This window comes from Paenibacillus sp. FSL H7-0331 (assembly GCF_001956045.1).
The window spans coordinates 71,307-84,990 of record NZ_MRTH01000013.1 but is presented as its reverse complement, the minus strand read 5'-3'; the positions used below and the strand labels follow the sequence as shown (position 1 = coordinate 84,990).

14 protein-coding genes are annotated in these 13,684 nt (G+C 47.3%); all 14 read right to left on the bottom strand.

Annotation, left to right across the window (positions count from 1 at the left end):
- Positions 1-65 precede the first annotated feature (65 nt).
- Positions 66-794 (bottom strand): acyltransferase, encoded by a 729-nt coding sequence (locus tag BK127_RS20155; RefSeq protein ID WP_076233312.1) that lies wholly within the window; start codon positions 792-794, stop codon positions 66-68.
- 19 nt (positions 795-813) lie between these two features.
- Positions 814-1,419 (bottom strand): sugar transferase, encoded by a 606-nt coding sequence (locus tag BK127_RS20150; protein WP_076233311.1) that lies wholly within the window; start codon positions 1,417-1,419, stop codon positions 814-816.
- Between the two features lie 28 nt (positions 1,420-1,447).
- On the bottom strand, positions 1,448-2,644 hold the full coding sequence (locus BK127_RS20145; RefSeq protein ID WP_076233310.1) for a DegT/DnrJ/EryC1/StrS family aminotransferase: 1,197 nt from the start codon (positions 2,642-2,644) through the stop codon (positions 1,448-1,450).
- Positions 2,645-2,690: 46 nt separating this feature from the next.
- The gene (locus BK127_RS20140) at positions 2,691-3,896 is read right to left on the bottom strand and encodes a glycosyltransferase (RefSeq protein WP_076233309.1); all 1,206 of its coding nucleotides are present in this window, start codon (positions 3,894-3,896) and stop codon (positions 2,691-2,693) included.
- Positions 3,893-5,224 carry a flippase gene (locus BK127_RS20135; protein ID WP_076233308.1) on the bottom strand — a complete coding sequence of 444 codons (1,332 nt, stop codon included), beginning with the start codon at positions 5,222-5,224 and terminating at the stop codon, positions 3,893-3,895. The genes BK127_RS20140 and BK127_RS20135 overlap by 4 nt, the downstream gene beginning before the upstream one ends.
- 2 nt (positions 5,225-5,226) lie before the next feature.
- Positions 5,227-6,582: a nucleotide sugar dehydrogenase gene (locus tag BK127_RS20130; protein ID WP_372237365.1), complete on the bottom strand. Its 1,356-nt coding sequence runs from the start codon at positions 6,580-6,582 to the stop codon at positions 5,227-5,229.
- Positions 6,583-6,587: 5 nt separating this feature from the next.
- Complete coding sequence (locus BK127_RS20125) at positions 6,588-7,745, bottom strand: DegT/DnrJ/EryC1/StrS family aminotransferase (protein ID WP_076233307.1); 1,158 nt, start codon at positions 7,743-7,745, stop codon at positions 6,588-6,590.
- 131 nt (positions 7,746-7,876) lie between these two features.
- Positions 7,877-8,902, bottom strand: a complete 1,026-nt coding sequence (locus BK127_RS20120) for a Gfo/Idh/MocA family protein (protein ID WP_076233306.1) — start codon at positions 8,900-8,902, stop codon at positions 7,877-7,879.
- 27 nt (positions 8,903-8,929) lie between these two features.
- Positions 8,930-10,756: a polysaccharide biosynthesis protein gene (locus tag BK127_RS20115; protein WP_076233305.1), complete on the bottom strand. Its 1,827-nt coding sequence runs from the start codon at positions 10,754-10,756 to the stop codon at positions 8,930-8,932.
- Positions 10,753-11,436, bottom strand: coding sequence for a CpsD/CapB family tyrosine-protein kinase (locus tag BK127_RS20110; RefSeq protein WP_076233304.1), 684 nt, complete (start codon positions 11,434-11,436; stop codon positions 10,753-10,755). The genes BK127_RS20115 and BK127_RS20110 overlap by 4 nt, the downstream gene beginning before the upstream one ends.
- A complete protein-coding gene (locus BK127_RS20105) occupies positions 11,420-12,166 on the bottom strand; it encodes a YveK family protein (RefSeq protein WP_179097544.1) in 747 nt (248 codons plus the stop codon). The genes BK127_RS20110 and BK127_RS20105 overlap by 17 nt, the downstream gene beginning before the upstream one ends.
- A gap of 88 nt (positions 12,167-12,254) precedes the next feature.
- Positions 12,255-12,521 carry a PqqD family protein gene (locus BK127_RS20100; RefSeq protein ID WP_076233302.1) on the bottom strand — a complete coding sequence of 89 codons (267 nt, stop codon included), beginning with the start codon at positions 12,519-12,521 and terminating at the stop codon, positions 12,255-12,257.
- Positions 12,518-13,378 (bottom strand): hypothetical protein, encoded by an 861-nt coding sequence (locus BK127_RS20095; protein ID WP_179097543.1) that lies wholly within the window; start codon positions 13,376-13,378, stop codon positions 12,518-12,520. The genes BK127_RS20100 and BK127_RS20095 overlap by 4 nt, the downstream gene beginning before the upstream one ends.
- Before the next feature lies 1 nt (position 13,379).
- Positions 13,380-13,682, bottom strand: a complete 303-nt coding sequence (locus BK127_RS42465; protein WP_083689426.1) for a helix-turn-helix domain-containing protein — start codon at positions 13,680-13,682, stop codon at positions 13,380-13,382.
- Positions 13,683-13,684 lie beyond the last annotated feature (2 nt).

The window sequence follows — 13,684 nt, the reverse complement described above, 5'->3', positions numbered from 1 at the left end:
CATAACGGAATAGGTCGAATACGTCATTACTAAATAGAAACCCGTTATATCGAGTGCTTACTTGCTTACTGATATTTTAGCAGTTCCGCTTTAGGCACCTTGCGTACATATTTGGCCGGAACACCGAGTACAAGCTCCTCAGCTGCCACATCCTTGGTCACGATACTTCCGGCTGCTACCACGCCGTCAGCTTCAATAGTTATACCTGGAAGCGTAGTCGCATTGGCCCCAACTCTGGCACCATCCTTCATCGTAATCCCCTTCATTTTGGAAAAACGCTCTCGGGTCCTACCCATAAAATTATCATTGCTTGTAATCACACCCGGCGCTACGAATACATCATTGCCAAGGTTCGAATACGCCGTGATGTAGCAGTTCGTTTCAAGCTTGCACCTGCTGCCTACGGTACAGTCGTTCTCAATGGACGCGCCCCGTCCAACAATCGTTTTATCGCCCACGAGTACACGTTCACGAATCGTTGCCAAGTCAGCGACAAACACATCCTGACCGAGCTTGGCTCCTGCATAAATAATCGATGAGGTGCCAATGGTGCATCCGCTGCCGATTTCAGCAGGCGCTTGTTCGGGGCGATCCAGTAAAACTGAATTTTTGGCCTTAAATGGCTGTTTACCTATTACCACATTATCCTGGATCATAACTTCGCTTCCAATAATCGTGCCTTCATAAATAATTACATTATTCCCGATTGATACCTTATCACCAAAGACAACACCTTCCTGTATCTGAACATTGCAGCCCAGCTTGACAAATGCTTGCTCGTTCACATTGAACACACGAAATCAGCTCCTTGTCTCATAAAATTTTGTGCAGCGTTCGAACAATAATCTGTACATCCTTCGTCAAAGAGGCACTTTGCAAATATTGCAGGTTCATATCCAGCTTATCTGGCATAATTTTCTCGATATACAGCTTCTCAGGCTGCTCCGCCGAGCTCAACAGCGAATTTTCATCGCTGTATTTGATGGATGCCCAGTCGGTAATGCCTGGACGTATGGAAAGCACCGCCATTTGCTTCTCGCTGTAGTAGTTGACGTAATACGGAACCTCGGGCCGTGGACCGACAAAGCTCATATGCCCCATTAAGACGTTAATCAGCTGCGGCAGCTCATCCAGCTTGTACTTGCGCAGCAGTCTTCCGCTTCTTGTTATCCGCGGGTCCTGACCAACGGTAATCTGCTTGCCCATCAGCTCGGCGTCCACAACCATTGTACGGAATTTGAGAATCGTAAAAAGCCTCTGGTCTTTACCAACGCGCTGCTGCTTGAACAGGGTCGGACCCTTGGAATCCAGCTTGATCCAACTGATTAAGATGAAGAATACGGGCAAAAGCAGGAGCAGTCCGAACAAGGAGAACAAGATATCAAATGTGCGCTTTGTAATTGTATAAGTTGTCTTCATGACTCGCCTTTCCTTTCATCAGGACCTGTCACCTTTTGTGAGCATCCACTATACGGTTCACATGGTAGCTGACATAATTCACTTCCTCAATCGTCATGCCTGGATAAAGTGGAAGTGAAATTGCCGCTTCATAGGCCTTCTTGGTTTCCGGGTAATCGTCAACGGAAAATCCGAGCCTACGGTAATAAGGGTGCTGCGGTACCGGGATAAAATGGACACTCGTACCAATACCAGCCTCCTTCAGCAGCTCGATCATCTCGCTGCGTGAAATGCTCAGCATATCCTCCTGTAGGCGAATCACATATAAGTGCCAGGCATGACGATGCCCTGGCAAATCTGCCGGAAGGATCAAAGCCTCATTCGAGCTAAATGCCGATGTATACATCGCTGCGTACAGCTCGCGCAGATCCTGCATGTAAGATAGCTTGCTCAACTGCACTAATCCGAGGGCGGCCTGTATATCGGTCATATTGTATTTAAAGCCAGGCTGCTGCACCTCATAATACCAGGAGCCTTTTTCCGTGTAGCGATTCCAGGCGTTCTTATCCATTCCATGCAAACTGAGCATTCGGATCCGATCGGCAATTTCCTCATCACGGGTCGTCACCATGCCGCCTTCCCCAGTCGTCAGATTTTTGGTTGCGTAAAAGCTGAAGCACGTCACGTCGCCGATGCTCCCGATCATCCGTTCCTTATATTTGGTATGCACAGCATGGGCGGCATCTTCTATGATCTTTAATTGGTACCGCTCGGCAATTTGCAGGATCTGGTCCATCTCACAAGGTAAACCGGCAAAATGGACTGGAATCACAACCTTGGTACGACTCGTTACGGCCTGTTCGAGCAGATCCGGATTCAGATTCATCGTAACCGGATCAATATCGACGAACACTGGGGTCGCTCCACAGTGAATGATCGTATTTACCGTTGCTACGAACGTATAAGGCGTTGTAATTACCTCATCGCCAGGGCCCACGCCATAAGCAAGCAGTGCCAGATGAAGACCGGCTGTGCAGGAGTTCAGACCAATTGCCAACGGACTGCCTACAGAAGCGGCAAAGCTCTCTTCAAATTCAAGGGTTTTGGGACCGCGACTGAGCCAATTGGATTTAAGGGAATGAATGACTTCCTGAATCTCTCTCTCATCTATTAATGGCAGGGCATATGGAATTCGCAATTGGATACCGACGGTTGCCGCACCCTGGGTGCTTGTTAGATTATTCATAGTTTATGTACCATCCACCTTTGTATTTAATGGTTGCTGCAGCGCTTTATTCCATCGCTTGCGGAACATCAGCCACCAAGCCTTCATACAGCTGTATGAGCCTCGCCGCATTAGAGTCCGCATCATAATGTTCATATACGTACTTTCGCAAGCGCTGTGCTTGTTCTACAACATCATGCTTCTTCAATCTCACATTCCGAATCGCCTGCTTTAACTCTCCAACCGATTTGGCACTGATCATCAACCCCCTGCCAGCGTTCAACAGTTCGGGTATCCCACCCACATTTGTTGCGATAACCGGTGTTCCTGCAGCTCCTGCTTCAACTAACACGGTTGGCAGGCCTTCGCGGTAAGATGGGAGCACCAACAGATCGGCCGCTGCCAAATATAAAGGAATCTGGTTATTCGGCTGAACACCAACAGCTATCGTATGCGGAGCCGCCTTTACCTCATCCTGCAGCAATCCTCCACCTATGAACACGCCCATGATCGCGTCGTCACCATCATTGACAAGTCCTTTCAGTGCTTTAAGCAGCTCGTGAATGCCTTTGCTTGGAATTAAATTGCCGATATAGAGCACTAGAAATGAATCCTGCGGCAAGCCTAGTTGCAGCCTTGCTTCCCGTTTGGTTGGAAGCGAGCTATACGCCTTCAGATTAATGCCCACCGGTTTCACCATCGGGTGCACTCCACTTATTACCTTCGTCCGGTCAGCCAAAGCTTGGCTGACCGCCAGCACGGATGTCGAACCCCTTACAGCGGAGCAAAAACGCCGAAAGGTCATTTTGTTAATATTAGGGTACACATTCACATCACTACCATGAAGCGTTAGTATGCTGGGTACCCCCCATTGACGGCTCAAATGAACCGCGCTAAGGCCGAGTGGAAAGGAAAAGTGAGCGTGAATTAAATCCGGCTTCATTATCCCCATCCGTAATATTTTATTGCGAATGACCAGATGATCAGGCATAGCCAGATGATTGGCACGGGGTATGGCCAGATAGCGCGGACGGTGAATCGTCACTCCACCATCCTGATATTGTTCCGGCGTTTGCTTGTATTGGTTCCACTTGGCACGAAATGTATCCATCATAGGAGGTACCCATGGTACCGGAGCTATTACCTCGACCTTTGCACCCATGCGCTCTAACGCCCTCACTTCGGTCTGGTGGAAGATCCCCCCTATCGGATCTCCTTCTGTTGGGTAAGCGGGCGTTAGCCAAAGCACCCGAAGCGGGTCTGTTCGTTTCATCCAACCGCCCTCACTTTTCTTCTGAAATATCCAGCTAACAACTTCAAATCATCCTGCTGGAGAATGATAAATTCCTTGTAGGCCACACCTGTCAGACGTTTGAAAATAATGACATATATCAGCGAGCTTAGCGTATAGGTTGTCGAGGTCGCGATCGAGGCGCCGATCATGCCAAATCTCGGCACCAGCAGCAGATTCAATAACAGATTGCAGGAAACTGTGACGAAAGATACGTACATCACAATCCCAGGCTTTCCCCGACCGGATATATCATTGGCAATAATCCGCTCCAGCGAGCCGACAATAATACCAGGAAGGAGCAATTGCAGCGATAAAGCACCTACTGCATAATCCGCTCCAAACATCAGCGTAATAAACCAGCCCGACAGGAAGTAAAAGAAAATACCGCCAACAATCGATAGAGCCAACACACTGCGGCCCACTACAGAAGTCAAACGATTGCGTTCGGCTTCGCTTGTAAGGGACGATATTTTGGGAAAGAGTACCATCGACACCGCTCGTGATAAAAACCACAGCTGCTCCGCCACGCTGACTGAAATCGCATAAATGCCTACAGCTGCTGAATTAACAAATAGCGCGATCATGATTAAGTCGGCACGATAATTCAAAAAGGTTGCGACATTGCTAAGATGATTTTTAATCCCATACAATACGCTTTTTTTGACATATTCCAGAGAAAATCGACTGCTTTTCCAGTTCAACCCATAATTGTTTCGGAGTAGATACCAATTAACAGATAACGTGGTTACATGTCCGGTGACGGTACTGATAAGCGCTCCGAGAAGGCCCAGTTGGAACACTACGATCAGTAAACACATTAACAACAGGGTCAGCAATTGACTGAAGAAAAGAACACCCGTCAGCCGTTTGAAATCTTGCCTTCCATGATAGATGCTTTGCAAAAATATATTCAGGAACAATACCGGAAGTATAGATAGGCAAAGAAACAATATACCTCGCGGTGTGTCCGAACCGAACAAAGCATCGGAGGCAAACACGATCAATAGCGTTCCGATCAGAAAAGAAACCAGACTTAGTACCAGGGCTGAGATCACGTTAGTCTTATAGATCGTGCCGAGCGTCTCTTCCTTGCGGCCAATGTAATACACAGTGGAGACCTCAATACCGAGGTTCAGAAACAACATCAGCATCGTAGGCAGTAAGATCGCGAGTGAGTAAATACCCTGGCCGGTTGTTCCTAAATATCTGGCCGTCACCATAGCCGTACCCAAACCAATAGCAATTCCGGATAGCTGTCTGGCAACTGTCAACAGGCTGTTACGGAAAAACACCTTGTTCTCGCTCATACTCACAGCAGGTAGTACTTGCCAAGTACCTCTTTTCCCTTCATTGCGTTCCTCGTATCAAACAGCACCGGAGCACTTCTGCGAATCAGATCATAATTGAAGCTGGAATGATCTGTCGTAATGACCGTAATATCAGCTTTCTTCAAATTCGCTGCTGTCACCGGAAGAGTGTTATATACGCGTCCTTGATGCTCGCATCTGCTGATATAAGGATCGCTGTACATGATATTGGCGCCTCTTTTCTCTAGCTCCTCGATGATCTTGACCACAGGGGATTCTCGGTAATCGTCAATATCTTTTTTATAGGACAGCCCCAGCAAAAAGACCTTCGAGTCTTTCAAAGACTTTTTATCTTCATTGAGAATATGGCTGATCCGCTCAACAACAAACTCCGGCATGCTGTTATTAATCTCACCGGCAAGTTCAATCAGGCGCGTATGGTAATTGTATTCCCTTGCCTTCCAGGTGAGATAAAACGGATCGATTGGGATGCAGTGCCCACCCAGCCCTGGGCCCGGATAAAAGGCCATAAAGCCATAAGGCTTGGTCTTGGCCGCATCGATCACCTCCCAGACATTAATTCCCATCCGGTTGCACAGAATTGCCATCTCATTGGCCAGCGCAATATTAATATTACGAAATGTATTCTCAAAAATTTTCTCCATCTCGGCTACAGCAGGACTGCTTACCTCATGCACCTCTCCGTCCAATACGGCCCGATACATGGTAGATGCGACCCGTGTGCAGTTATCCGTGACACCACCGACAACCTTCGGTGTATTTTTGGTATTGTAGCTTTTGTTACCGGGATCGACGCGTTCCGGCGAGTAGGCCAGGAAGAAGTCACGTCCGCATTGCAGTCCGGATACCTTTTCCAGAGTAGGTTTGACCAACTGCTCAGTTGTTCCCGGGTAGGTCGTGCTCTCCAGAATGACTAGCATCCCGGGACGCAGATATTTGCCGATTTCAATAGTCGAACGCTCGACATAACTTGTATCCGGCTGCTGATACACATCAAGCGGTGTCGGCACACAAATCGCTACAGCATCGACATGACTCATGAAGGAGTAATCGGAGGTAGCCTTTAATCGCCCCTCCTCTACCATCGCGCGCAAATCCTCGTCAACAATATCGCCAATATAATTGATGCCTTCATTGACCATATCTACCTTGCTTTCCTGTACATCAAAGCCGATCACCTCGAAGCCGGCCTTGGCTTTCTCTACCGCGAGCGGAAGTCCGACATAACCAAGCCCGACGACACCAATCACGGCTCGTTTGGCATGAAATTTAACCATCAGTTGTTCGGCCATCAGAGAGGTTGCGCTTTCCTTACCCGTTATAGTTGCTGCTGTCATTGCACTCATTGAAGCTCACCCCTTTTTTCAAAAAAGTCATGGACGACCGCTATCACATAGGCTTGGTCCTCATCGGTCATTTCGGGATAGAGCGGCAGAGCCATCGTACCGAGCGCAGCCTGTTCTGCTACTGGCAAACTGCCAAGCCCATAGCCCAGGGGCTGATACACCTGTTGGCGGTGTAGTGGAACCGGATAATAACTGCCCGAACCCACGCCATGGTCAGCCAAATGTCGTAACAGTGCATCCCTGTGCGGGGTTTGAATAATGTATAAATGATAGATAACATACATCCCCTGGGATTCCACTGGCAGCTTCAGTGGTGTAACCCGCAGCTGGGCCGTATACACTAGAGCTTTCTGCCTACGCTTACGGTTCCAGTCATCCAGATGCGGCAGCTTTACCCTCAGCATGGCAGCCTGCAGGGAATCCAGACGACTGTTGTAGCCGATCATCGAGTGGTAATATTTGGGATTACTGCCGTGTACACGCAAAATTCTAAGCTTGGCAGCCAGCTCGTCATCATTGGTAATGACCATGCCCCCATCACCGTAGCCACCAAGATTTTTGGTAGGGAAGAAGGAAAAGCAGCCTGCCGTTCCAATGGAACCGACCGGTCGATGCTTGTAAGCCGAACCCATCGCCTGGCACGCATCCTCAATCACGTGCAATCCATATTTATGGGCGAGCTCCATAACCGCATCCATCTCAACCGGCTGTCCAAAGATATGTACGGGTATAATCGCCTTCGTCTTTGGAGTAATGGCCGCTTCAAGCTTCGTCGTATCGATGTTGTAGCTATCCGCCTCTATATCGATGAACACCGGCACAGCACCCAGCTGTGAAATCACCTCCGCACTCGCAAAAAAAGTAAACGGTGATGTAATAACTTCATCTCCAGGTCCGATCCCCAGCGCATCCAGTGTCAGCAGCAGAGCGTCTGTGCCATTGGCTACCCCGATTGCATGCTTGATGCCGCAATATTTGGCCACCGCTTCCTCAAACTGTTTCACGGCTGGCCCCATTATGTAGCTTCCGCTTTCCAGAACCTGATTCATTGCGGCTTGAAGCTCTTCCTTCAAGTAGTTATACTGTGCCACCGTATCCAGTAGCGGCACTTCCCTTTTAGTAAAATAGTTTAAACGATGCATGGTTATGCTCATCATGATCTCTCCCCTGGAATTAAAGTACGGTAAAAAAAGGATCCACTCCGTTCTATATTTACCGCACTTCTATATATCATTTTCGAAAGCTGTTTATTCTGGGTAAACCTGTTTCGTTGTCTACTGTCTATTTACTGACTTACCTCTTCGTGCTCCAATGCACTGCGTTCGGCGGCTGCGTAAATATCGAGAACCAGCTTCAACGCATTGCGACCGTCTCTCAGGGTGACAAGTGGTTCTCGATCATCACGGATGGCTCTTACCATATCCCTGATGATTCGCTGGTGGCCAGGAATACCGTACGGATCCGCTTCAATGATTTGAATCAGCTGCTCGTTCTCGCTCGGTAACGAATGCTCGAAAACCCAGTGCTTTATCCAGCTTGCCGTTGGCCCCCCTATCACAGCGGTACCGGTTTCGCCGAAAATACTGATCGATTCCTCGTAATTTTTCGGATAGATCGTGGATGCCGCTTCGATCACACCCACAGCTCCATTTTCAAATTCCAATATAGCGGCTGCAACATCCTCTGCTTCAATAGCACGTAATCGGGTTGAAGTTATGGCATGCACCCGTTTGACTGGACCCATCAGCCACAGCAGCAAATCCAGATTATGTATGGCTTGATTCATCAGTACGCCGCCGTCCATAGCCTTCGTTCCTCGCCAATCGGCTTGATCATAGTAGGCTTGATTCCGATTCCAGCGGACGGTTGCATTGACATGGCTGATGGTTCCAAACCGACCTTGATCGATCATTTTCTTCAACTCTACAATAGCAGGGCGAAACCGGTTAGGATGTACAACAGCGCATTTGACTCCATTTCTGAGGCATGCTTCCTCAATTCGGTCCACAGCCGCAAGCGTTAAGGCTACCGGCTTCTCCACAATAATGTGCTTACCTGCGTTCGCAGCCTGCACCGCCAATCTTTCATGCAAACCACTCGGTGTGCAAATATTGACTACGTTGATCTTCGGATCATCTAGCATTTCACTATAATCGGTGTAGCCGATGGCTCCGGTCTTTACAATAAAATCATCAAGTGTGATACGATTTGTATCACAAACCGCGTGTAAATGCGCATCCTGAATGAATTGGATCGATTCCGCATGCTTCTGGGCAATATGACCGCAGCCTACTATGGCAAAATGGATCATGTCTGTTTGCGCTCCTTTAGGTTATTTTTATGACACATACTCATTCTTAAAAGTAGGTACAAGATGCTTGAGACTGTCCCGAATGACCATTTGATCCTCATTGATTAATTTTTCCAGCTGCTTGATCGCGAGCTCCAGAGAGGCACGACTCAAATTGACCGGCTTGCCAATAAATATCCGTTTGTGATTCGTATTTATTAAGCCTTCCTCATCCATCAGCAGCTCCTCATACAGCTTCTCCCCAGGCCTTATGCCCGTAAATACGATATCGATATCTACGTTGGATTCGAACCCGGACAACCGGATCAGGTCTTTGGCCAGATCGACAATGTTCACCGGTTTGCCCATATCGAGAATGAATATCTCCCCACCTTCGGCGAACATCCCTGCTTGAATAACGAGCTGGGAAGCTTCCGGTATTGTCATAAAATAACGGATCATCTTTGGATCCGTAACCGTAACCGGTCCACCCATCGCTATCTGCTCCTTGAAGCGAGGAATTACGCTGCCCCTGCTTCCGAGCACATTTCCGAAGCGAACCGCAACGAACTTGGTCAGGCTGCTGTTGTTCAGGCTCTGGATGTACATCTCGGCAATCCGTTTCGTGGCCCCCATCACACTGGTAGGATTGACAGCTTTATCGGAGGATATAAGAACGAATCTTTCGGTCCCATACTTGTCAGCGCTGTCCGCCACATGTTTCGTTCCGAACACATTATTTTTGATAGCCTCCGAAGGGTTACGTTCCATTAAAGGTACGTGCTTATGGGCTGCGGCGTGAAATACCACCTCTGGACGATACATCCCAAATACTTCGTCAATCCGGTTCTCATCCTGTACATCGGCAATAATACTTTCCATCCTGAGTGTCGGAAACCGACGGCTAAGCTCCATTTCAATAGAATAAATACTGTTCTCACCATGACCCAGCAGCAGCAGTACGGCCGGCTCGAATCTGGCAATTTGCCTGCACAACTCTGAACCGATGGAACCGCCCGCACCTGTGATGAGAACCGTTTTGTTTTTCACATAACCAGCAATCCCACCCAGATCCAGATTCACTGGATCGCGGCCCAATAAATCCTCCACCTCCACATTACGAATTTCGTTATAGGAAAGCTTGCCAGTTAGCAGATCGTCGATGCGAGGGATAATTTTCAGACTGGCGCTGGTTGTTTTGCAAATCTCAATGATTTTGCTAATTTCGCGTTTTGATGCGGAGGGCATCGCGATGATGATCTCATCTATTCCTTGCTTCTCGACTATCTCTACAATGCTATCCCGATTGCCGAGAACCGGAAGTCCGCATACCTCCTGCCGGTGCTTAAGCGTGTTGTCATCTATGAACGCGACCGGATACACCTTGGAATCCTTATTCGCCTTCAGCCTCTTGGCCACCGAAGATCCGCAACCGCCTGCACCGATAATTAACGCCTTGGACTGAGTCGGTATTTTCTTACGGTAGCTGTCCGTATAAATACGCCATCCGAACCGAAGCCCTCCAAGCAGCAGCAGCGTCGTTTCAAAGGTACGCAGGAACACATGAAGCGGCACAACCCGATAAGTCAGGAAGCAGGTGAGAAGATAAGAAATCACACAACTCCATGCTGCAGCTTTTGCAATAGAGATCATTTCCCCGACACTGGCATACTGCCAGATCCGGTTATACAGCTTGAAATAAAACATGCTCGCAGTGAACACCACGGTCGAAACGATGCAGAAGGTTACACATTGATGAACATAAAAGCTCGGGATGCTTTCATCGAATCGAAAGTAGTAACTGGAATAAATGCTAAACCATACAATAATCAAATCAAGCAGAATGAACAGGGATAATTTCTTTGAGTAGCTCATGAATTGGCTCCATAATAGTATTGAAAGTCTTCATCATGCTTTTTAACATTGTTCATGATCGCACCCAAAATCCGTGCGCCGACGAAATCTAGCTGCTCCTTTGCCTTTCTGGCAATCCTCTTCTTTACCCTTCCACAATTAACGACCATCAGCACACCATCACATTGTGAAGCCAAAATCTGGGCATCGGAGAACATCATGACAGGCGGTGAATCAATCAAAATGATATCAAAGGATTGTGCCAGCTTATGGATGAGCGCCTTCATCCGGTCTGATCCGAGCATTTCCGTAGGGTGGGTAGCAATCGTACCTGCTCCGATTAGCATCAGTCCGGGAATTCCTGTTTCCCAAATCGCTTCCTCCAAATTGCATTGCTGTACCAACAGATTGGACAGCCCAACCCGGTTCGTCTTGCTAAAAAAGTGGTGCAGGGTCGGTTTGCGTAAATCGGCATCGATCATAATCACCCGCTTGTTATCAAGCGCGTACGCGGCTGCCAGATTGGCAGTAGTGGTCGATTTGCCTTCACCCTTTTCTGCCGAAGTGACAAGTACGACCTTGGGTTCAACGTCTTTAACCGAAAATTGGATATTCGTACGCAACGTTTTGAACGCTTCAGAGACGGATGATTTGGATTGGGATTGAATTAGCAGCGGGTATTGTCTAGAGGACGGATACATGGCTGGATCCTCCTACCTTGGTATTGGTGTATAGGGCACGGCTTGCTTTGATATCTTTTTTTCTGACCTTGGCGATGGCCGTCAATGTAGGAATACCTAATTCCGACCAGATATCCTCTTCTGATTGAACAGTATCGTTCAAATATTCAAGCAGAACGACCATACTGATCATAAAAATTATCGCTATCGTCATAGCCAGCGCTACATTAAAGTATACCTGTGGACTTATCGCTTCCGGGTGATCCGTGGATTTAGCCTCATTCAGAATGACTACATTATCCACCTTCATTATCAACGGAATCTGACCTTGGAAAACATTGGCTATGGAGTTGATCAAGGTAACAGCTTTCTCGTGCGACTGATCTTCAAATGTCATGACCATGATCGGCGTTTGCGGGATTCCGCTGATCTGCACCTTCTTGATGAGCTGCTCGGACGTGTAGCCCAGGGTCGAATTTTGGCGGGCAACGATGTCCATCACTGCCGGTGATTTAATAATTTCCTTGTACACATCAATCAGCTTGATATTCAAATTGACTGTATTATAATCGAGCATTGCTGCATTTTCCTGTGCCTTGTTCACGATCAGTTTGGTCGAAGCTTCATATACTGGCTTCATCTGATACTTGCTCCAATAAAAACTGAACCCGCCAGCAATGACGACTACCAATAGGATGAGTCCTAGCTTTTTTTTCAGAATCTTTAATAAGAACTTCAAATCGAATTCCATATACATCCTCCAGTCTCAAAGTTTATTCTTATGATACATATTGTATCATAATCACCATAAGAAAACAATACATTTTGTATCAATGAAATTACCATTTCTCGACTAATCCAATGTGGACCAATTGCTCCAGCAGCATCTCAATATCTGCAGCAGCTACCTCCGTCAAAGGCATATTGTGACTGCTAGCTAACGCCACTAACTGGTTAACGGTCATACTCTTATTCAGCATGGCCCACAAGGAACCGGCCGTATCGTTAAGCTTTGTAATCGTATCGTGACTGACATGAATAATCACCCATTCACCCTCACACTCCACAGCCTGCGTCAATGAACTCCGTTTATATAGCGTGTTCATACAATATACTCCCAGAAGGTATCGTTTTCCTGAAAATTCAACTGGGCAATGGGGACTCGATCGGCAAGCATTTTGCACATCATCAATACTTTGTTCGATTCCTTTATATCTGTAGTCCAATAAAACAAGTGATTTAACAAATGGAAAATCCCGTCCGGCTTTCTAAAAGGGATTCGCTGAACCTGATGTGACGGCTTTAATATGAAGATCCCCCCCAGACGTTGTTTTGTTCTTTCCGTTGACTTGATCTCACTGCGAAATGGAGAATTAAACACGGTAATGTCCTGCTTTTGCACCCGGATAATCGCTACCTCATCGGAAAGCACCAATCGTGGTGAGGATAATTTGATCACCGTCGATTTCCCAGCCCCGGACTGCCCGGCAAATACGTAGGCCCGGTCTCCTTCCTCCAGACAGGATGCGTGGAGAAGCAATCCCCATCCATGGTAAATGACAAACGAGCTGTATAAATTCAATAAAGCGTGCTTTAATGCAAAATCATCGTATACGTAAATCGATGCTTTCGTGTGGCTCCGATTGACGCGAACCGTATAATCCGAACGCTTATAACAGATATAGTTATCATCCGACAGCACACGAACATCAAAGCTCTCGAATGGTGCACCACTCTGCTCATCAATATGAACCAGCAGATCTGTGCTTTTTTCTTCAGCAGCCGTACCATCCTGAACAATGTAGAAGGTTCCGGTGATCCAACTGACTACCTGTTCCGACCAAGTTGTAAACCGGATCGAATGCTCTCCTATAATCGAATGGATACTGTGCATAAAGAAGCCCTTTCTATCATAATGTGCCTGCTCATTATGATACATATTGTACTCATGCACCTTGCTCAATCTACAACAAACGATTTGGGTATACCCAATGTTTGAAATGAACAATGTGATAGCCCAGCAGCTTTGCAGGCTTAGTCTGGTGGACAGCCTCTTCTTTATGTATCTGTCCCACACCTCCCAATAAATAATCGACATTCACATAAAAAAAATCTGCGATATGCTTCAAGGTTTCAAAATCCGGCTCTCTGCGATTATTCTCATAATGTGATAGTGCAGCACGGGATATACCGATTCGTTCTGCCAGTTCCCCCTGTGTCAGTTGTTTTTCTTCGCGAAGCAAGCATATTCGCTGACCATATTTCATTC